Raw genomic sequence first — 19,807 nt, 5'->3', positions numbered from 1 at the left:
ATGGACAATCTAGCTATAGAGATAAAAACAATGAGTACAACAACTCAACCAAAAATCGAACCGGTGCGGCTCGCCAGTCAAAATGTAACACCGCCACCGCCCGCGCCTGTCTATCGTCAGGTTGATTGGCGACGCCTCTTCAGCCTGCGTGAAATGGGTGTCTATTATGCATTGCTGCTATTGCTGGTTGGCCTATCGTGTATCACGACTTACCTGGGGAAATCCAACTATCTCAGCGTTTTGAACATTACCAATATCGTCTATCAGTCCTCACTCATCGCCATTATGGCCGTGGCCATGACGGTCATATTGATCAGCGGTAATTTCGATTTGTCAGTCGCGTCGGTCGCGGCGCTTTCGGCCGCGATTCTTATCGGTTTCGCCGATCAGCTGGGCTTCTGGCCCGCATGCGCCTTTTCGATGACGGTCGCCATTTGCGCCGGCTTGCTGAACGGGTCCATCGTGCAATTCGTGGGTATCAATGCTTTTATTGTTACCCTCGGCACCATGACTGCGCTACGCGGCGCGGTTTTGATTTTCACTGACGGCCAATCTCTGTCTGTGCAAAAACCCGAAGTCATCGAAGCCATGAAAGCGTTCGAGTCGGGTCGCCTGGACGCTGGCGTGGTTGCAATCCTCCTGGGTGCGGTACTGCTCGGCATCAGCACCCTGCAAGCGGTGCGGGCACGAAAAGCGGCGAGACCCTTGACACCAGCCATGCTCGGAATGGCTCTGGGCGGCCTCTGCCTGCTAGCAATGAGCTGGGGCGCCGGGGGCAAAATCATGCTGCCGAAACCGGTCATCTACATGGCGATTTTCACCACCATCGTTTGGGTGACGCTGAGTTTCACCATGGTAGGCCGTCGCCTTTACGCCGTCGGCGGCAATGCCGAAGCCGCCCGCCTCTCCGGTATCAATGTTGTCCGTTACAAGTTGGTTGCCTTCGTGTTGTGCAGCGCCGCGGCGGGCTTTGCCGGGATCCTTTTTGCGAGCCGCCTGCGCTCCATCAACCCCGCAGCCCTGAGTGGTGCTGAATTGGCTGTTATCGCGGCGGCAATTCTGGGCGGCACTTCGCTGTTTGGCGGCGCCGGCAGTGTTATTAAAACCCTGGCTGGGGCACTGCTGCTTTACTCGCTCACCAACGGCTTCAACATCTTGAATCTGGGGGCGAATTATCAGGGGTTGATCGAGGGCATCGTGCTCATTGGTGCTGCCGCGCTATACACCGTTGGCAACAGCCGAAGCAAAGCCAAATCCAAGTGACCCTATGACCGAGACCGGAGCCCCGCCGCTGTAACAGAAGGCGAGGCACTGGCCCCAATCTCTGCTCGAACCCTTCAGTAAAAAACAAATCAAGAGGACAGCACCATGACCCTATCTACCGCAGGGACCTATACCGGCAAAGTTGCATTTGTTACCGGCGCCGGTAGCGGCATCGGCCGCGCCACGGCCATCGCATTCGCCAAAGCCGGTGCCAGCGTTACGGCTGTAGACATTTCAGAAAAAGGTCTACAAGAAACCGCCGCACTCATCGAAGCGTTTGGTGGTCGGGTCCTCACCATCCCCTGCGATGTGACGAGCAGCAAGGGTATCAAAGCGGCTCTGGATAAAACCGTGGCGACTTTTGGAGGGCTCGACTGCGCTTTCAATAACGCCGGCATCGAGCAACCCGTGAACAAGCTCAAAGACATCGACGAAGACCTCTGGGACCGCGTGCTCGCGGTCAACCTGAAGAGTGTCTATCTGTGCATGAAGCACCAGATCGATATCATGTTGACGAATGGAGGCGGTGCGATCGTTAACACCTCCTCTGGGGCCGGAGTATTGGCGATCCAAGGGCAATCGGCTTACTGCGCTTCAAAGTACGGCGTCACCGCCATCAGTAAATGCGCAGCTCTGGAACATGCCTCCCAAGGTATTCGAGTGAATGCCCTGTGCCCTGGAATTATCGATACCGATATGATCTCTCGCTTCACTGGTGATACCGAACAAGGCCGCGCTCGCGTGATTGCACAGGAACCGATTGGTCGTATGGGTCGCCCCGAGGAAATTGCCAATACCGTCCTGTGGCTCTGCTCCGAACAGGCAGGTTTCGTCACCGGCCATGCCATGGTCATTGACGGTGGTCAGACTGCGGGAATCTGAAGCCCACACATCGTCGCATTGAGATTTCGCTGCCGGGCCTTATGGTTCGGCAGCGACGCCATTCATGGCCCAGCGTCACGTTCGCCAGAACCCAAATGACGCCCGCCCCAAACCGCCCCTGGCCGCCGCCCCGTTTCGTCCGAAACCGAAACCGAAACCGAAACCGCCGCATATATCTCTGAGCTTATCAACGCGTCCCAGCGGTTTTTGCCGATATAGAACTCGTCGATGCCACGGGCTGACTTCGCATTTGCGTTTTGTCTGAAGAGGGACGCGAGTGGAGACTTGAGCGAGGAGCATATAAATCAAACTGCGGATAAGCCAAGGGCGGATCGATGATCCGCCCTTGGCTTCCGGCTGCAGTTTTACCAGTAGTGAAATCAGCGATTGATCAGTTCAAGTACCGCGTCGGTGATCTGCCGAGTAGTGGCTTTACCACCGAGATCAGGTGTATGCAGGCCGCTTTCAGTCACCGCTTCGATGGCCGACATCAAGCGGTTTGCGGCGTCCACTTCACCCAGATGTTCGAGCATCATCGCTGCCGTCCAGAACGTTGCAATCGGGTTGGCCACGCCTTTGCCAGTGATGTCGAAGGCAGAGCCATGGATCGGCTCGAACATCGATGGAAACTTGCGTGAAGGATTAAGGTTAGCCGTCGGAGCGATGCCCAGGCTACCGGACAACGCCGCAGCCAGATCGGACAGGATGTCGGCGTGCAGATTGGTCGCCACGATGACGTCCAAGGTCGAAGGTTTGAGAACCATGCGAGTCGTCACCGCATCGACCAACTCTTTGTCGATTTTTACGTCCGGAAAATCCTTGGCCACTTCGTAAAAAATCTCGTCCCACAACACCATACCGTGGCGTTGGGCATTCGACTTGGTGACCATCGTCAGGTGCTTGCGTGGACGGCTCTGGGCCAACTGAAAAGCAAAGCGATGGATACGCTCAACACCGGCCCGCGTGAAGACAGACACTTCAGTCGCCACTTCTTCTGGCAGACCACGGTGGACACGACCGCCATTGCCGGAGTACTCGCCTTCGGAATTTTCCCGGACCACCACCCAATCAATTTGGTCGCCGTTGATCAGCGGGCTTTTTACCCCTGGCAACACACGGGCTGGACGCACATTGGCGTATTGGTCAAAGCCCTGGCAAATCGGCAGGCGCAGGCCCCAGAGAGAAATGTGGTCAGGCACATTAAGCGCACCGACAGCGCCAAAGAAGATGGCGTCGAATGTTTTCAGTTCCTCAAGGCCGTTCTCAGGGATGTAGTAACCGTTTTTCAGGTAATTGTCCGAATTCCAATCGAAGTGTTTGAACTGCAAATCGAAACCGGATTTTTTTGACAGTGCCTCGAGCACCTCGACGCCCGCTGCAATGACTTCAACACCAATGCCATCACCGGGAACTGCAGCAATTTTGTACGCGCTCATTTTCATCTCCGCTCTTGTTTTGGCTCTTGCAACCCGCCATACCGGACTGGCCAGGCGGGGTCGTGAGCCAATTATATGGAGCGCAAAAAGAAGCAGAGTCGACTCAAAATCACTACATACATAACCTTGAGTTACGAATCAGAATCTTAACTGGGTTCCGGTAGGTGCAAGTGATGCTCCCAATCCTGGAAGTGTCTTGAACAACCTCCCGAAATGCCCAACGCGATAATCACAGGAATAACTCAGTCGGCGCTCAGTCGTAGCATCCAGAGAAGGAAGCCTGGGTTAGCGTTCGCCTTCTCACACGAACGAACCGCAGTGTTTCCATCACAGAGACTGGGAACGTCTGCTTCAATCTGTAGAACCCCGACAGAGGGAAATCGAAGCCGAACTGATTGCTGAATATGCGTCCTTTACGCAGCTGAATTATTCGCCAGCATTCATAGGTGCTTTCGGATTTCAGATCATTACAGATCATCCTTAGCACCCTATCATTCCACCTCAAACAATTCGCGATGAGGCAGTGACCCATCGCCCGCCGGGTCAATCCCTGGCGTTCTCAATTTCCTTGCATTCATTCGTCCATTTGCGCAGTGCCCCAAACGTTTGGGGGCGTTGTGTATTGGCTATTTCATGGGAACAACGATGACTACCTCAACTTTTACTTCGGCCCAGGCCGATAGCCGGATCTGGAGCGCCGTGGGGTCTTTGACACTCTGCGTCGCTCTGTTGATCGCGGCAGAGTTCATGCCCGTGAGTCTGCTGACTCCAATCGCCAACGACCTTCATACTTCTCAAGGGATGGCTGGACAGGCGATTTCCATTTCCGGTTTCTTTGCGGTGGTGGCAAGCCTCTGCATCGCCTCTATCGCCGGACGCTTCGATAGACGTCATGTCCTGATTTCAATGACCGTGCTGATGCTTGTTTCGCTGGTAGTCATCGCTCTGGCGCCTGGCTTCACTTGGTTGATGATTGCCCGAGCCTTCTTGGGGGTCGCCATCGGCGGCTTCTGGGCTTTATCCACTGCCACTGTCCTGCGAATAGTCCCCGAGGATTCGGTGCCTAAAGCCTTAGGCATGATTTACATGGGGCATTCGGTGGCCGCTGCATTTGCCGCGCCGATTGGGGCTTACGTGGGAGGCCATTTGGGATGGCGCTTCGTGTTCGCTGCGCTGGTGCCGATTGTCATCATTAACGTGATCTGGCAATACAAAAGCTTGCCCAAGATGCAGCCAGAAAAAACCATTCCCCTTTCCAGGCTGTTCGGCGTACTGAAACGCAGAAATGTAATGTTCGGTCTGCTGGCCGCCATGCTGACTTTCGGTGGTACGTTTACCGCCTTCACCTACTTGCGCCCATTTCTGGAACAAGTCACTGGCGTTGACTCGACCCAACTGTCGGTTTTGCTCTTAAGCCTGGGTATCGCCGGTTTCGGAGGTACATACCTCGTCAGTCGGCTGCTGGAAAAACAGTTTCTCTTTCAACTGTTGCGCTGGTTGCCAGTGGCCCTGGCTGTCATGACGGTAGCTTTGGCCGAGCTCGGATACATCTTCGCTGCCGCCGCCATCATGATGTTTGGCTGGGGGATGCTGTACTCAGCCATCCCGGTATGCTGGTCGACCTGGCTGGCCAAAGAAGTGAGCGATGAGCCAGAAACCGGCGGTGGGTTGATGGTTGCAGCTATTCAGATGGCGATCATGATCGGCGGCGCGTTCGGCGGGAGCCTATTGGATCATGTGTCGGTGGCTGCCCCTCTAATCGGCGGCAGCGCACTGCTCATCCTGGCAGCACTGGTGGTTGGAAACGGTGAGCGGCTCACCCAGTCCTCGCCGGCTTGATAGGCCCGATCGATGCAAGCGGCTGCCAAGAGCATCCGCTAGCCCAATAAAATGGTTCCATCGTCTTTAAGGACGCTCAGCAACATTTGTGCGGCCGGCGATAAATAGGCGCCCGCGCGGACGAACACGACGATAGTACGTTTCATCGTGGTTTCCTTCAGTCTCACCTCACGAAGGTGCGTGACCCCCTTGACGTCTTCGAGGGTCTCCCTGGCTAGAAAGCTCAGCAGGTTGGTTTCGCCAATCAGGCGTGGTAACAAAGAGATTGAGGTGGTTTCGATCTGTACCTGAGGTAAAGGCAGATCCCTGGACTGGAACGCATTGTCTATCCAGCGCCGCGCCGGCACAGTGGAGGCCGGCAACACCCATTGGTACTGACACAAATCGCGTAACTCATAGCCGGCGCTGAATAATGGATGATGACGGCTGGCGACCACCACCGCCTCGTCGTCAAACAAGGCATGAAACTGCAATAGCGGATCCGCTTCGTATTGTGGGCAAATCACCATATCCAGCCTCCCGGAGAACAGTGATTCGCGCAGTAAATCGTCTTGGCCGATCACCAAGTTCAAGGTGATCTGCGGCGCACGCGAAAGCAGTGTCGCGGTCAGGTGTGGGAGCAGGTGATCAGCCATGGAGGCAGCGCAGCCCAAGCGAATGTTTCCCATCACACCGTTTGCAAAATCACGTATTTCTCGCTGGGTTTCGGCAACGCTCTGCTGCAGCTGTTTGCCACGCACTTTTAGCAACTCTCCCACTGGGGTGAGCTTAATCCGCCGCCCATCGCGCTCGAACAGCCGGGTCCCTAGAGACTCCTCAAGCCGCTGGATGCTTTTAGACAGCGCAGGCTGACTGCGGTTGAGCTTTTGCGCAGCCCGGCCCAGGTGCCCCAACTCGGCGATGATTTCAAAATAGGCAAGATCACGCAGATCCATATCCATCAACCAAAGTTATCAATCAATCGATATTAGAAAATAGACTTTATCAAACCAGGTATCAATAATTATCAGCACATCGATAGCGATGCCACGCCCCCGCGGCGACCAGCGTTTTGGAGTACGACTCTTGTCTTCTTCTGCCAGATTTTCCCTGCATATCTACCCCGCGCCGCTTCAATGGTTGGCGCTTGCACTGTTGGCTGGAGCGGGCGGTCAGTTGCTGAGGTTTCTAGAGGTGCCCGCAGGCCAATTCCTGGGGCCTATGCTGGTTGCCATCATGTTCGGCGTATGCGGTGCGAGCATTCGACTGCACCGCTACGCCTTCAAGCTTGGCCAGGGCTGCATCGGCATTCTTGTCGCTCATTCGATGACACTCGCCGTACTCGTTTCGATAGCACAGTCCTGGCCAATGATGCTGTTTGCGACCGTGGTGACGGTCAGCCTTAGCGCGCTGGTGGGGCTTGCGTTGGTGTGGATGGGCATCCCGGCCAGTACCGCAGCTTGGGGTACATCGCCAGGCGCAGCTTCTGCCATAGTCTTGATGGCTGACGAATACGGTGCCGATTCCCGAGTAGTCGCCACTATGCAATATGTGCGCGTGGTGTGCGTGGTAATGATCGGTGCGTTGGTGAGCAACTTGCTGGAAGCACCGGTCGGAGGAAGCGAGGTGCATGCTGCAGACGTCGCGTTGCAAAGCTTCGGCCTGCTGCATCTGGGCCTCACAATCGTCACTCTACTAATCGGTGTGGCGTTGGGAAATCGATTGCCGGCCGGTGCGCTGCTGATGCCGCTAATGTTGGGCGGAGCGTTACAGATCAGTGGCCTGTTGCATATCACCCTGCCCAGTTGGTTACTCGCTATCGCCTACGGCGCTATTGGTTGCTACGTTGGCTTGCGCTTTGATCGAATGACCGTCAAATACGTCTGGCGGCGATTGCCGGCAATGATACTGGGAGCGCTCCTGATGATCGCTTTGTGCGCATTGTCCGCATGGCTGTTGGCAGCAGTGTTGAACAAGGACTTCCTCTCGATTTACCTGGCCACGAGCCCAGGAGGGCTCGATACGATGGCAATCATCGCGGTGGACACGCACTCCGATGTAGGACTGGTATTGGCCATGCAGACCCTACGACTGTTTGCGGTCATCCTGACGGGAGCTTTTGTGGCGCGACTGATTATTCGCTTGGGCAGTTACCGTCGGATAACGTTATAGGCTTGAGCCTCACCGCAACGATCTCCAGCGCAGAAGCCAGCGTCCGCGGCTCTGCTCCTCCCCTTCCCTTCTCCAAGAGGCGGCAGCGTATGGCTGCCGCACATCTAGCACTCTTGCGCATCATTGAAAAATCCGTTTCGGCCAGGTGTCAGCCACTGCATGCCAGGCTGCGCTCTGCGCTGACAACGCATCTCCAACGAATGAGCGCCTTGGGTTAGACGCGCCACGACGAGCTCACTGTGGTCCAGCTCATGAATTCATACTTCAATTTCATCAAATAAATCCCACAATAAGATTTTTTCAAAAAAATAAATGCACAAGCATTAGCTTTTAGGCATCAGCCAGATATTTTACATATTATAAAATATATAACTAATTCAATAATTTAAGAGATTTATTTGTCTATATGGTCAGTAAAAACATCAGACTCTTCGCTAAAAACGGAAACCAGACAAAAAACAGCCTGTTGACTAAAAATCCCACCATGTGCATATTTGCCACAACGACGCAAGCGAATGGCAGGTGACAGCCTGATGTCGAGCAAAGCAAGCATTGCTGCTTGGGCGCATGCCCAATGCTGACTGATCAATTCCGTTCTTGACCGACCATCAAGGGCCCATGAGCGCGAATCCAGCAGAACTCGGCTGTAGGACGCCGACCTGAGAATTTTCGATAACGCTAGCCAGCACAGCGTGAAAGTTCATAGGTATTTATAACGAAGTCACGAATGAATCTTCTCCATAACAATCAGAATCGGAGAGTCGCTCCATGGCCAAGGTAAATATGAGCACACGTTCTCTTGCCCCCTATGAGCTGTTGCGCCCAGCCCCATCAAAGCCACTTCTAAAATCTTCTGCCTGTCTTCCCAAGCCCGCTTAGCTAAGCGTTTCGCCCCCCAAATATCCAATTAATAACCCTAGAGGTCGCTATCGCCGAAAAACACTAGACGCGTCGTACCACTCAATGCCATTGCACAACACCCTTAGGCCGATACTCAGTATTCGGTCGACAGCGGGGTGCGCTCAATTATCTGACCAACAAAAACAAAAGCAGAGATCAAGATGATTACCCACTCGAACCGCATTACCCGGAACAAGATATCAATGGCACTGCTGCTGCTTTGCGGAGCGACCAGCAGTCAGGCGCAAGAAGCCTTCAATCCCGAGTCCCCCTGGATGTTGGGAGACTGGGGCGGCCTACGCTCAGAATTACTGGAAAAGGGTTATACCTTTAACGTGCTCTACACGGGCGACGCCGCGACGAATCTGGCCGGTGGCTACGACTCGCACACCACGGCGCGGTATACCGACCAACTTGCACTGATGAGCAATTTTGACCTTGAGAAAATACTCGGTTGGGAAGGCGCTGATTTTCAATTCACGATATCGGATCGTAACGGGCGCAATCTCACCAATGATGTCATCACCGATCCTCGGGTAGGCGGCATCAGTCAGGTTCAAGAGGTATACGGACGCGGCCAGACCTGGCGCCTCACGCAACTCTGGTATCGTCAGAAATTCTTTGACGGCGGGCTGGATATCAAACTGGGCCGCATGAACTTTGGCGAGGACTTCGGCAGCTTTCCCTGCAAGTTCCAGAACTTGGCGTTCTGCGGCGCGCAGCCGGGTAACTGGGCCGGCGATATCATTTACAACTGGCCAATCACTCAATGGGCGGGCCGGGTCAAGGTTGCATTGAGCGATAACACTTATGCGCAAATTGGTGCATACGAGCAAAACCCGTCCTATCTGGAAATAGGCAACGGTTTCAAACTCAACAGTAGCGGCAACGAAGGAGCCCTGATACCCATCGAGCTGGTCCATACCACGTCGCTGGGGGCCGGGCGGCTGCCAGGGGAATACCGCGTGGGGGCCTATTACAGCAGCCGTAACGCAAACGACGTCAACACTGAAGAAAATGGCGCGCCCAAATCCCGCGATAGCAAACACGGCGCATGGATTGCTGCGCAACAGCAAGTCTGGAAAGACCCAGACTTCGCCGCTCGCGGGGTGTCGGTGTTTGCCTATGCCACAGTGCATGACAAAGCCGCCAGTATGATTGATCGCTCTGTGCAAGCAGGCGTCTTCTATACCGCGCCGTTCAAATCCCGTCCAAATGACGAGATCGGCGTCGCCATCTCCAATATCCATGTAAATGAACGTTACAAGGATAACCAGCAACAAATGAACGACCTGGCGGGCGTCAGCGACTATGACGATCCTCGCTACACGCCGACGCAAGGTTCGGAAACCAACATGGAAATCTACTACGGGTTCGGCGTCACCAAATGGCTGACCGTGCGCCCCAACATCCAGTTTGTTGGTAACCCCGGCGGTGTCAGTGAAGTCAAGGACGCGTGGGTCGCAGGTTTGAAGTTTGAGACCAGCTTGTAATCCAAATCTGAACCCAGATGAAAGAGTTAAACCAGCACAACGCGCTGGTTTAACTCTCGATTAGGCAGCCGACGATAATTAGAAATTCTTCAACAGGCCCACCAGCCATACAAACCAATAAGCCTAGTGATGCGATGAGGAAAATAGAAGTGGATAAAGAAGCAGCCGTTGAATCGTTGACTGACGTCATGGCCAAGTTTACTGCCTATATTGGTAAGCGCTTGCCGACCGACGTAAAAAAGAAGACCGCCCAACTGCGCGCAGCGGAAACCAATCCGCTGGCCATCGCCGTCTACGACTCCATGGCGGAAAACCAGGACTATGCTGACAAGCTCGACAGACCGAGCTGCCAGGACACCGGCGTGATTCAGTACTTCATCGCAGCAGGTGCTAAGTTCCCGCTATTGGGGGAACTTGAAAACATTCTGGAAAATGCAACTCTGGAAGCAACCATCAAAGGCCCGCTACGTCATAACGCCGTAGAGACCTTCGTCGAAAAGAACACAGGGACCAACACGGGCTCCAAAATTCCGTGGCTTGACTGGGAGATTATCCCGGACGCCGATTACGCAATGATCGATGTTTACATGGCTGGCGGCGGTTGCACACTACCGGGCTCCGCTAAGGTTTTGATGCCTGGTCAAGGCTACGAGGGCGTAACGGAATTTGTTTTCGACGTCATTACCTCCCGCGGCGTGAACGCTTGTCCGCCGTTGCTGGTGGGCGTCGGCGTGTCCACCTCCGTAGAGACAGCCGCCCGTTTATCCAAGCGGGCCATCCTGCGACCAGTCGACTCCAGCCATCCCAACGAAAATGCAGCCTTGATGGAACGGCTTCTTGAGGAAGGCCTCAATGAGGTCGGCATCGGCCCACAGGGCCTGACCGGCAACAGCAGTGTGATGGGTGTGAACATCGAGTCTTCAGCGCGCCATCCATCGACCATCGGCGTTGCCGTCTCCACCGGTTGCTGGGCACATCGCCGCGGCAAAATCCGCATCAATGCCGACCTGTCCTACGACATCCTCTCCCATGAAGGAGTAGTCCTGTGATTAAAGTCCTCAACACACCTATCAAGGACGAAGATCTCGCAGAGCTCAATGTCGGCGACGTGGTTTACCTGACTGGGCAATTGGTCACCTGCCGCGACGTGGCTCACCGACGCCTCATCGAGCTCAAACGTGAACTACCGGTAGATTTGCGCGGCGGGGCAATCTTCCATGCGGGCCCCATTGTGCGTAAAAAAGATGATGGCAGCTTTGAGATGGTGTCCATTGGCCCAACTACCAGCATGCGAATGGAGAAATTCGAAAAGCAGTTCATCGAGGAAACCGGCGTCAAGATGATTATTGGCAAAGGTGGCATGGGGCCCGAAACCACCGCAGGCTGCCTGGAGAACAAGGCCGTACATGCCGTATTCCCTGGCGGTTGTGCGGTCCTTGCGGCCACCAAGGTGGAGGAGATCGAACGCGCTGAATGGCAGGATCTTGGAATGCCGGAAACCCTTTGGGTTAACCGGGTCCGGGAGTTCGGTCCGCTGATCATCTCCATCGACACCAAAGGCAATAACCTTTTCGAACAAAACAAAGCGCGATTTAACGAACGCAAAGGTGCAATCATCGATAAAATCAACGCTCAGGTTCGCTTCATCAAGTGACCTGGTAGATCGGCCGCGACCTGGCAACGTGGCGGCCGTTCTTTATCAGAAAACACTTTGGAATCAAGCATGAACAATGCTCAAGACTTGGCTTTTTTTCACTTGCTAGCCAAACAAGGCAGCCTTGTCGCAACCGCCAGAGAGCTTGGCGTTACCCCTCCCGCAATTAGTAAAAGACTTTCCGCGCTGGAGAAAAGGTTAGGGGTGAGGCTGGTTAATCGAACTACCCGCTCGATGAGCCTTACCGCAGAAGGTGAACTGTATTACACCCACATCGCCCGCATCCTGACCCAGATCGACGAGGTAGAACAGCTCGTCAGCAGCCGTCGCGCTACGCCCAAGGGCCTGATACGGGTGAATGCATCGCTCGGTTTCGGCCGTCGCCACATCGGACCCGCCTTGGCCGCCTTCTACGCCCTGTACCCGGAAGTGGAGATTCAGCTAGAGATCAGCGACCATCCTTTGGACCTAGCTACCCACGGCTTCGATTTGGGCATTCGCTTCGGTACGTTGCCAGACGCTGCCTTCCACGCGCGTAAAATCGCCTCCAACCGCCGCCTGCTTTGCGCCTCCCCTATCTATCTCGAAAAGTACGGAACGCCGCAAAAACTGACGGACCTGCAACACCACAACTGCATCTTTATTCGTCAGAATGAATCGCCCTACGGCGTATGGAAATTCGCTAACGGCGAACGCACGGAAAATATAAAGGTACACGGCGCCCTGTGCTGCAATGACGGCGAGGTTGCCTTGAACTGGGCCCTGGAAGGTTATGGGTTATTGCTCAGAGCGGAATGGGATATAGCTCGTTATGTGCGTAGCGGACGACTGCGCCTCGTACTGGAAAACCATATGCCCACCCACGCGGACGTCTATGCAGTCTATCCACAGCAACTGCAACTCTCGGCACGAGTCCGGCACCTGATCGACTTCTTGATTGAACGCTTCAAACAGATCGACCACATCGACGATCGGGAATAGCCCTGCCGCCTCGCCACGACCATCTCAGCGCATAGCAAGGCCTGCGCGCTGTAAGCTCTGCGAACAATGCACCAGAATGTTATTGTTCATGCGCACTCACGAAGATCATTCAAGCCATGCAAGACGACATCCTTAAGCAATCCTTTGGTGGATTGATGGCCTTTATTGCCGTCGCCCGCGAAAAGAGTTTTACTCGAGCAGCGGCGCATCTTGGCCTGTCTCAATCGGCGGTCAGCCATGCCGTCAGCTCACTGGAGCGAAATCTGGGCACGCGCTTGCTTGCGCGCAACTCCCGCTCAGTCTCGCCAACGGAAGCCGGTGAAAGGCTACTGGCAACGGTCGGTCCCCGTTTCGAAGAGATAGACGCTGAATTACTGGCATTGTCAGAACTGGGCGAGAGCCCAACCGGGACCGTACGCATCACCGCATCGGATCACGCCATCCGATCGATCATCTCGCCAAAGCTAAAGAAATTCCTACCGAAATACCCTGGGATAAAAGTCGAGCTGTTCGCAGACAATGGACTCATCGACATCGCTGCGGATCGTTTCGATGCCGGCGTTCGATTGGGTGAAGCGGTGGCCCAAGACATGATCGCCGTACGCATCGGTCCCGACATGCGATTTACCGCAGTAGCGACCAGGCGCTACTTCGCCAGTCGACCAAAACCAGAGACACCCGAAGACCTGATGCAGCACAATTGCATCAATCTGCGTCTTCCCACCCATGGTGGATTGTGGCCTTGGGAGTTCGGGGAGGATGGTCGACAGCTTAACATTCGGGTTGACGGTCAGCTGATTTACAACAGCATTTATGATTGCCTTGACGCAGCCATTGCCGGTTTGGGTATCGCCTATGTACCTGAAGACATCGCCGAGCCCTACGTCAAGGCCGGCCACCTGATTCCGGTACTGAAGGACTGGTGCCCCCTGTGGACAGGACTTCATCTCTATTACCCAAGCCGTAGGCAACCCTCAGGGGCTATGACCTTATTGATCGCCGCCTTGCGACACGAGTCATGACGGATAAAAAAAGGCCCTGCACAGCGTGCAGGGCCTGAAAGAGCCATGAAGACTCAAGGGATGAACGTTCCACCAAGGGCAAGTCAAGCGATGCGCACTACGACCTACGTTCAGACTTGAAGCCACAACATCCTGTACAAACCGGGCAGTTGCGGCTTCAAAGATGGGTTACTTCAGGTTGGTCCGGAAGAAAGAAGTCAGCTTGTCGAACGGAATGAGATTCACCCGATCATACAAGTCCACGTGGCCTGCGCCTGGCACGATGACCAATTCCTTAGGCTCACCCGCCAGCTTGAAAGCCTCTTGGCTGAATTCCAGCGAGTGTGCTTCAGAACCTGCGATGAACAGCATAGGACGAGGCGAAATCGACGCAATATCGTTGAACGGATAGAAGTTCATGAACTTCACGTTGCTGGTCAGCGTTGGATGCGTCGTCACGTCAGGCGACGACCCGGCTGGGGTGAACTCACCGCGTGGGGTGCGATAGAAATCGTAGAACTCACGCTGGATCGGATGGGTGTTAGCGTCCAGTTTGTGTACCGTCCCGCTGGTGTACTTGGTCTCACCACCAGTGAACTCTGCATAACGCTGTTCAGCCGCCTCTGCGATGATCTGCTTGCGCTGTTCAAGGGTCTGCGAATGCTTGAGGGCATCGCGATTGGCCGCTCCCATGTCATACATGCTGACGGTTGCAATCGCCCTCATCCGTGGGTCGATTTTTGCTGCACTGATGACGAAGCTGCCGCTGCCACAGATGCCCAGTACACCGATACGGTTACGATCAATGAACGATTGGGTGCCCAGATAATCGACCGCCGCGCTGAACGCCTCGGAGTAAATATCCGGCGCCACGGCATTACGGGGTTGCCCCTCGCTTTCGCCCCAGAATGATTGGTCTATCGCAAGGGTTACAAAGCCTTGTTCAGCGAGCTTCTGGGCGTAAAGGTTTGAGCTTTGCTCTTTGACCGCACCCATCGGGTGGCCAATGATAATCGCAGGGCTTTTGTTGGCCTTATTCAAATTCTTCGGCACATACAGATTCCCAACGACTTTCATGCGGTACTGATTATTGAAGGATACCTTCTGCTCAGTCACCTTATCACTCTTGAAAAAGTTGTTCGCGCCGTTGGACATATCGGCTGCCATTGCAGTAAACGAACTCGCCAGCAGGGCCAGCGTTAAAAATAATTTCTTCATGGTGTTGTTCCTAATTAAGAACCGATGTGTGGACATCCAGAACGACCGCGGCCTGACCCAGGCTCGATGAACGCCAGTAGAGTCCAATCCAGTTGGCCAGCTACGCTGAACGAGGCATTCGGCTTTTATGCCGGGCACTTCCCTTCATGGCATTACGTCTAAGCCCACAAAGGATCAATTCGTCGACGTCAATGTATTCGAGGCGCTGCCCGAAAAACACCACATCCAATTGAATGGAACCATGCATAAAAGTAATTAATAGAGATCGAATCGCCTGAGACCGAGGACTGGTGCACTGACGATTTTATTAGCGGCAGCTCAGGGACCGCCCACGGAGTCCGGGAGGCTCATCGACCTGCCCTTCAATCAATAACAAAAAAGATACCGGCGACCCACTGCGCCAAGCATCAATGTAACAGAATAATGCAAACCTAGTTGTCGACTTTTCCATCCCAGTTTCAAACTAGACCGCGTGGAACCGCAGATGCCTGGAGGGCTTCATTGCAAGTGCCCGTACTGCTCATCAGTAACCGGTTCCAGCCACTCGACATTTTTCCCGTCCTGTACCTCTTGAATTGCCAAATGCGTCAAGCCGGTGGAGTTCGTGGCCCCATGCCAATGCTTTACACCCGGAGGTGTCCAAATCACATCGCCAGGCCTGATGACGATTTTCTCCCCCCCTTCTTGCTGGATCCATCCAACGCCGGCCGTGACAATCAGATTCTGGCCCGCAGGATGAGTGTGCCAAGCTGATCGGGCCCCTGGTTGAAAGGTTACAGCACCTGCCGTAACCCTTGATGGCGGTCGCGCTGCAAATAATGGATCAACCCTGACGGTGCCGACGAAATTGCTGGAGGAGCCCAGGACAGAAGGTTGCTCCCCGTTTCTGGCAATTTGCATCGTGTTCTCAGGCTCATCGGCAGCGTGCAACGAACTTGAAATCATTAAGGTTGCGCTAAGCACTGACACGGCAAACGTTATTCTCATCGATAAGCTCCTGCTTGAAATGGGTACTCAAAAAAAGAAGGGACGGTACTGCCGATCATCCTCCAGAGGGGCGTATAACGTCCTGGATCCTCATCAATGCCGGCGCCAACCCCCGCACGATTTCGTTGGCCTTGGCCGTGGGCACCAGCTCCTTCGAACGTCGGATAAACAAGGGGTCTTTAAAGTGGACGCGCAGTTTCGCCAGCGTATTGCTCACCGCTGGCTGCTTTACGTTCAGTCGTTCGGCTGCCCGCGTCACGCCTCGCTCGCGATAGACCACCAAGAGAATGAACAAGGCATTGAGATCGATCGCCGTAAATAGCGCTTCATCAAGCTTCATCGTGCGGTCCCCTTCCGATTTGGGGCGTGAAACTGGCAAACGTCAGGTTGGAACATGACGTTACCAAATGATTGACCAACGCCGTCATCGACTCACTCTCAAAGTGCTCAGTCATCATCGATGCCGCGCTCCAGTAGCCACTGAAGACCCACAAACCAGGATCGCGGGAGCTGCGAATCACGCTATAGCCCAGGCATCCGTGTACTTTTTCAAAAGTCTCCGCGTACGCCTTTAAACGCTGTTCAAAGTGTTGGTCAACCTCTTCGATCACTCGAATCTCCAAGGTATTAACTGCGGCGATATTCATATCCGGCCCTGCTTTGCTTGGGTAATAAAATTAAATTACGACTGCGTGCAATGCCTGTGGTGCGCGCGTTCAAGTCTCGCATCCAACGAAAGCATTTCTGCTGCAGCAGCGAGACAAACCTAGCCCCGGCATCGACCGCTGGCTATACGGCACCTTGTTGATACGCTCATGAACTTTTCTCAACAGTGCTCGTGCTTGAACTGCGCCACCACGAGTCCCGTTGAACGACGGTAGCTAAGCCATGAGCGGCACGTCCTGCAAAGACAGATGTCGCCGAATCAAGAAGGCACCTATGAAAACAACGAGTTAAGAGCTATCGCGATAAACAGAATGGCATCACTTGAACATCGTCGGGTCGCGATCCGGTGAATGCCGACTGAGCATTTGGCAGCCATGAAACGCGGTCGAGAGGAATGCATCTACGCCGCGCGCTCTTCCAGGGAGATATATCCCGCAATAATTTACTGCCGTGGAAAGGCGTGACACCTCCCTCCCATAACCACCACGAGGGAAGCGCTAACGATGAGCAGCGCAAACCCCGAGAGACTTACTATCCCGAAGTAGCTTAGGAGCAAACCACCTACGGCACCTCCGCCAAAAATCCCCAAGTTGTAGATGGTCGTCAATATCGCCGTTGCCAGCTCCGCATTATCTTCTGCCACCCGCCCCGTCGCTGATTGGAAAACAGTAGGCATGCCGCCGAACGAAGCCCCCCACACAAATATCGCAGCCGAAGCGATCATTTGATACGGAGCCGCTATCAGAACAACCATCGTCACAGCTGTGCACGTCAACGCGGTGGTCGCTATAAGCCGCAGCCTCGTATCGACGAAACGTCCGGCGATCAGTACGCCCAGGATGGCGCCCGTACCGAACAGAAACAGGCCCTGAGCGGTCCCGCCTGACAGCCTGGTTTTTTCCGCGAGCGGCGCCATATAGGTGTACAGCGTGTAATGAGCCAGGATCGCGCAAAAAGCCGACAGCAAGATCACTCTCAACCCCGGGGTGCGAATGACGTCATGAATCGAAGTGCCGTCCTTGCGCTCCTCTCCCGGCATGGGCGGCACGACCAGCAAAACCCAAACGATGACAAGCAGCGCGAGCAGCGAAAGCAATCCATAGCTGAAACGCCATCCAAGCAATGAGCCCAGCATGCTACCCAGGGGCAAACCGGCGACCATGGCCACGGTACTCCCCGCCAGGGTAATCGCGACAGCCCGTCCCATGTCTTTGCGATCGACCAAGCGGATGGCATAACCACAGATGACCGGCCAGACAACTCCTGCGGCCAGGCCAGCCACCACCCGTGACGCGACCGTCAGCGCATAAGACGTCGAGATGGCGGTAATACCGTTAGCCACTGCAAAGCTCAGCACGAGCATGATGTACAACGATTTGCGAGGCAGACTTCGAGTGAGCGCCACAATGGGGATTGCGGCTGCAGCGGAGGCCAATGCATAGATGGAAACCAATAAACCGATACCAGCGGGGGGCTGTTCAAGGCTCTCCGACATCGCAGGCAGAACCGCTGCCGGCATCGTCTCGGTCAGAATGGTGAGAAACGCTGTAGTGGACAGGGCAAGTAGCCCGATCATAGGCAGGCGACCACTATGGGCACTCATGGCCAGACTCCTTAGTCGGATGCGTTCTTGCGAAGGCGCATTGATGCCTTGCGTATCAAAAAAACTCCGACGTTAGCAGGAAGCTGCTTCAGGAAATGCCTGCCTCAGTGAATGCTCCTATGAATCCAAGTGGTCACTGGATTGGCCTTGATCATCAAATAAAGCCAAAGCCCCCAACGCCCGTCACGGAAACTGGGGGCACTGAGTCAGACGCGAGCAGTTTTCTGTAGCACGGTCTTGCTGACCATGTAGGAGTCCAGGCTCCACGGCCCCCCCTCTCTTCCAATACCACTGTCCTTCACACCGCCAAACGGCGTGTCAGGATCCGGCGCACCGAAATGGTTAATCGACAGGACTCCAACATCCAGCTCACGACTCAATCGTTCAGCCTGTTCCAGTGAATTGGTGAACGCAAAAGCAGCCAAACCCACGGATAGACTGTTGGAAATCTCGATGGCCTCCTCAAGGGTCGAGAAACGAACCGCGACAGCGACCGGACCAAAAGGCTCATCGGTCATGATGGCGCAATCCAGTGGAGTGTCGACCAGCAGAGTCGGCGCAAAATAATAACCACGCTCACCTACACGATGCCCACCCACGGCAACCTTGCCGCCACGCGCCAATGCGTCATCGACAAAATGCTGCATCGCGGCGAGGCGCCGGACACTGGTGACCGGCCCCATGTCAGACTTCGTATCCATGCCGTTGGCCACACGTACCTGATCGGCGGTTGCCACAAACGCAGCGACGAACTCGTCGTAGATGCTCTCGTGTACCAGGAAACGACCTGGCGCAGCACACCACTGAGCGTTGATCCGAATTTTGCTCTTGAGTGCCATCTTGCCGATTTCCGCGGCATTGACCCCTTCGCAAACGATGACCGGGGCATGGCCGCCGAGCTCCATCAGCACCGGCTTCATGGCCGCACCCGCCAGCTGGCTCAAATGCTTGCCGACTGCCACCGACCCCGTCAGGGTCACCATGCGGGTCACTGGCGACTCGATCAGGGTCGAGGACACTAGCGCCGGGTTGCCAAACACCAGATTCAATACGCCCTTGGGCAAACCGGCTCGCTCGAAGCACTGAACCATGGCTACTGCCGCGCCAGGGGTTTCTTCTGGGGCTTTCAAAATGATGGAGCACCCGGCGCACAGTGCACCGCTGATCTTTCGCGACGGCGCGCTCAGCGGCACATTCCATGGCGTGAACGCCGCAACTGGACCGATTGGCTGACGAAGAATCGATTTCTGCATTTGGGCTTCGCCCGGAACGATGGTCCCGTAGGCTCGCAGGGCCTGTGCCATGTCCCAATCGAAGAAGCTCGCCGAACGCTCCACCTCCGCACGCGCATCTGCAATTAATTTGCCGTTCTCTCGGGTGATGATCTGCGCGATTTCTTCGGAACGTGCACGCACGCCTGCGATGGCACGACTGATGATGATATTACGCTCAGCCGCTGGTGTGTCCCGCCAGATTCTGAACCCCCGCTCAGCGGCGGCCAACACGCGTTCCAGGTCAGCGGTCGTGGCCCCAGGAACGCTGGTGAGCGATGCTTCGGTGCTGGGGTCCAACACTTCAAAGCAAGAGGGGCGGTCGAAAATCCATTCACCGTCGATGAAGAGGCCGACGCGCGGATGATCAGCATCGGCGATGACATTATTATTGGTTTCAATGGACATCTGAATTCCCTCTACATTTGGCGCCAAGGGGCTCGGTTGATATCGCCCTCAATC

17 protein-coding genes are annotated in these 19,807 nt (G+C 55.0%); 9 read left to right on the top strand and 8 right to left on the bottom strand.

The window, feature by feature from the left end; genetic code table 11:
• Both AC1RL4_RS00825 and AC1RL4_RS00820 read left to right on the top strand, forming a co-directional pair.
• Positions 1-1,263 carry an ABC transporter permease gene (locus AC1RL4_RS00825; protein WP_218232077.1) on the top strand — a complete coding sequence of 421 codons (1,263 nt, stop codon included), beginning with the start codon at positions 1-3 and terminating at the stop codon, positions 1,261-1,263.
• Positions 1,264-1,368: 105 nt separating this feature from the next.
• Positions 1,369-2,145 carry a glucose 1-dehydrogenase gene (locus tag AC1RL4_RS00820; RefSeq protein WP_048392950.1) on the top strand — a complete coding sequence of 259 codons (777 nt, stop codon included), beginning with the start codon at positions 1,369-1,371 and terminating at the stop codon, positions 2,143-2,145.
• 380 nt (positions 2,146-2,525) lie between these two features.
• Here the strand turns inward: AC1RL4_RS00820 and AC1RL4_RS00815 are convergent, their stop codons facing one another.
• Complete coding sequence (locus AC1RL4_RS00815) at positions 2,526-3,581, bottom strand: tartrate dehydrogenase (RefSeq protein WP_048393611.1); 1,056 nt, start codon at positions 3,579-3,581, stop codon at positions 2,526-2,528.
• 645 nt (positions 3,582-4,226) lie between these two features.
• Between AC1RL4_RS00815 and AC1RL4_RS00810 the strand changes: the two genes are divergently transcribed.
• Entirely contained in the window at positions 4,227-5,420 is a 1,194-nt protein-coding gene (locus AC1RL4_RS00810) for an MFS transporter (protein ID WP_304575828.1), read from the top strand.
• A gap of 38 nt (positions 5,421-5,458) precedes the next feature.
• On the opposite strand, the gene AC1RL4_RS00805 is transcribed toward AC1RL4_RS00810, so the two are convergent.
• Entirely contained in the window at positions 5,459-6,355 is an 897-nt protein-coding gene (locus AC1RL4_RS00805; RefSeq protein ID WP_304575827.1) for a LysR family transcriptional regulator, read from the bottom strand.
• A gap of 130 nt (positions 6,356-6,485) precedes the next feature.
• Between AC1RL4_RS00805 and AC1RL4_RS00800 the strand changes: the two genes are divergently transcribed.
• The 6 genes from AC1RL4_RS00800 (at position 6,486) to AC1RL4_RS00775 (ending at position 13,621) form a co-directional block, all read left to right on the top strand.
• On the top strand, positions 6,486-7,571 hold the full coding sequence (locus AC1RL4_RS00800) for an AbrB family transcriptional regulator (protein ID WP_095973883.1): 1,086 nt from the start codon (positions 6,486-6,488) through the stop codon (positions 7,569-7,571).
• A 1,061-nt stretch (positions 7,572-8,632) separates the two neighbouring features.
• A complete protein-coding gene (locus AC1RL4_RS00795; protein WP_095973882.1) occupies positions 8,633-9,964 on the top strand; it encodes a carbohydrate porin in 1,332 nt (443 codons plus the stop codon).
• A gap of 149 nt (positions 9,965-10,113) precedes the next feature.
• Positions 10,114-11,013 carry a L(+)-tartrate dehydratase subunit alpha gene (gene ttdA / locus AC1RL4_RS00790; protein WP_172898744.1) on the top strand — a complete coding sequence of 300 codons (900 nt, stop codon included), beginning with the start codon at positions 10,114-10,116 and terminating at the stop codon, positions 11,011-11,013.
• Positions 11,010-11,618: a L(+)-tartrate dehydratase subunit beta gene (gene ttdB / locus AC1RL4_RS00785; protein WP_048392943.1), complete on the top strand. Its 609-nt coding sequence runs from the start codon at positions 11,010-11,012 to the stop codon at positions 11,616-11,618. The genes ttdA and ttdB overlap by 4 nt, the downstream gene beginning before the upstream one ends.
• Positions 11,619-11,687: 69 nt before the next feature.
• On the top strand, positions 11,688-12,599 hold the full coding sequence (locus AC1RL4_RS00780; protein WP_095058162.1) for a LysR family transcriptional regulator: 912 nt from the start codon (positions 11,688-11,690) through the stop codon (positions 12,597-12,599).
• 116 nt (positions 12,600-12,715) lie between these two features.
• On the top strand, positions 12,716-13,621 hold the full coding sequence (locus tag AC1RL4_RS00775) for a LysR family transcriptional regulator (protein WP_095058161.1): 906 nt from the start codon (positions 12,716-12,718) through the stop codon (positions 13,619-13,621).
• A 168-nt stretch (positions 13,622-13,789) separates the two neighbouring features.
• On the opposite strand, the gene AC1RL4_RS00770 is transcribed toward AC1RL4_RS00775, so the two are convergent.
• The 6 genes from AC1RL4_RS00770 to AC1RL4_RS00745 all read right to left on the bottom strand — a co-directional run bounded on the left by AC1RL4_RS00770 (position 13,790) and on the right by AC1RL4_RS00745 (position 19,753).
• Complete coding sequence (locus AC1RL4_RS00770; protein ID WP_304575826.1) at positions 13,790-14,818, bottom strand: alpha/beta hydrolase; 1,029 nt, start codon at positions 14,816-14,818, stop codon at positions 13,790-13,792.
• A 498-nt stretch (positions 14,819-15,316) separates the two neighbouring features.
• Complete coding sequence (locus AC1RL4_RS00765; protein ID WP_304575825.1) at positions 15,317-15,805, bottom strand: (R)-mandelonitrile lyase; 489 nt, start codon at positions 15,803-15,805, stop codon at positions 15,317-15,319.
• A 55-nt stretch (positions 15,806-15,860) separates the two neighbouring features.
• Positions 15,861-16,145: a LysR family transcriptional regulator gene (locus tag AC1RL4_RS00760; RefSeq protein ID WP_259194248.1), complete on the bottom strand. Its 285-nt coding sequence runs from the start codon at positions 16,143-16,145 to the stop codon at positions 15,861-15,863.
• Positions 16,135-16,452, bottom strand: a complete 318-nt coding sequence (locus AC1RL4_RS00755; protein WP_060743005.1) for an antibiotic biosynthesis monooxygenase family protein — start codon at positions 16,450-16,452, stop codon at positions 16,135-16,137. Before AC1RL4_RS00755 ends, AC1RL4_RS00760 begins: the two co-directional genes overlap by 11 nt.
• Before the next feature lie 461 nt (positions 16,453-16,913).
• Positions 16,914-18,074 carry an MFS transporter gene (locus AC1RL4_RS00750; RefSeq protein WP_315866000.1) on the bottom strand — a complete coding sequence of 387 codons (1,161 nt, stop codon included), beginning with the start codon at positions 18,072-18,074 and terminating at the stop codon, positions 16,914-16,916.
• A gap of 206 nt (positions 18,075-18,280) precedes the next feature.
• Positions 18,281-19,753, bottom strand: coding sequence for an NAD-dependent succinate-semialdehyde dehydrogenase (locus AC1RL4_RS00745; RefSeq protein WP_095058157.1), 1,473 nt, complete (start codon positions 19,751-19,753; stop codon positions 18,281-18,283).
• Between the last annotated feature and the right edge of the window lie 54 nt (positions 19,754-19,807).

This window comes from Pseudomonas sp. GW822-FHT07A10 (assembly GCF_058798795.1).
Note: the sequence above shows the minus strand (reverse complement) of the source record. Positions and strands in the feature narration are given on the sequence as shown.

Coding starts and splice junctions, on each gene's coding strand:
- AC1RL4_RS00815 (WP_048393611.1), bottom strand. CDS start 3,581: ATGAGCGCGTACAAAATTGCTGCAGTTCCCGGTGATGGCATTGGTGTT.
- AC1RL4_RS00765 (WP_304575825.1), bottom strand. CDS start 15,805: ATGAGAATAACGTTTGCCGTGTCAGTGCTTAGCGCAACCTTAATGATT.
- AC1RL4_RS00755 (WP_060743005.1), bottom strand. CDS start 16,452: ATGAATATCGCCGCAGTTAATACCTTGGAGATTCGAGTGATCGAAGAG.
- AC1RL4_RS00775 (WP_095058161.1), top strand. CDS start 12,716: ATGCAAGACGACATCCTTAAGCAATCCTTTGGTGGATTGATGGCCTTT.
- AC1RL4_RS00820 (WP_048392950.1), top strand. CDS start 1,369: ATGACCCTATCTACCGCAGGGACCTATACCGGCAAAGTTGCATTTGTT.
- AC1RL4_RS00760 (WP_259194248.1), bottom strand. CDS start 16,145: ATGAAGCTTGATGAAGCGCTATTTACGGCGATCGATCTCAATGCCTTG.
- AC1RL4_RS00795 (WP_095973882.1), top strand. CDS start 8,633: ATGATTACCCACTCGAACCGCATTACCCGGAACAAGATATCAATGGCA.
- AC1RL4_RS00810 (WP_304575828.1), top strand. CDS start 4,227: ATGACTACCTCAACTTTTACTTCGGCCCAGGCCGATAGCCGGATCTGG.
- AC1RL4_RS00825 (WP_218232077.1), top strand. CDS start 1: ATGGACAATCTAGCTATAGAGATAAAAACAATGAGTACAACAACTCAA.
- AC1RL4_RS00770 (WP_304575826.1), bottom strand. CDS start 14,818: ATGAAGAAATTATTTTTAACGCTGGCCCTGCTGGCGAGTTCGTTTACT.
- AC1RL4_RS00780 (WP_095058162.1), top strand. CDS start 11,688: ATGAACAATGCTCAAGACTTGGCTTTTTTTCACTTGCTAGCCAAACAA.
- AC1RL4_RS00805 (WP_304575827.1), bottom strand. CDS start 6,355: ATGGATCTGCGTGATCTTGCCTATTTTGAAATCATCGCCGAGTTGGGG.
- AC1RL4_RS00745 (WP_095058157.1), bottom strand. CDS start 19,753: ATGTCCATTGAAACCAATAATAATGTCATCGCCGATGCTGATCATCCG.
- AC1RL4_RS00750 (WP_315866000.1), bottom strand. CDS start 18,074: ATGAGTGCCCATAGTGGTCGCCTGCCTATGATCGGGCTACTTGCCCTG.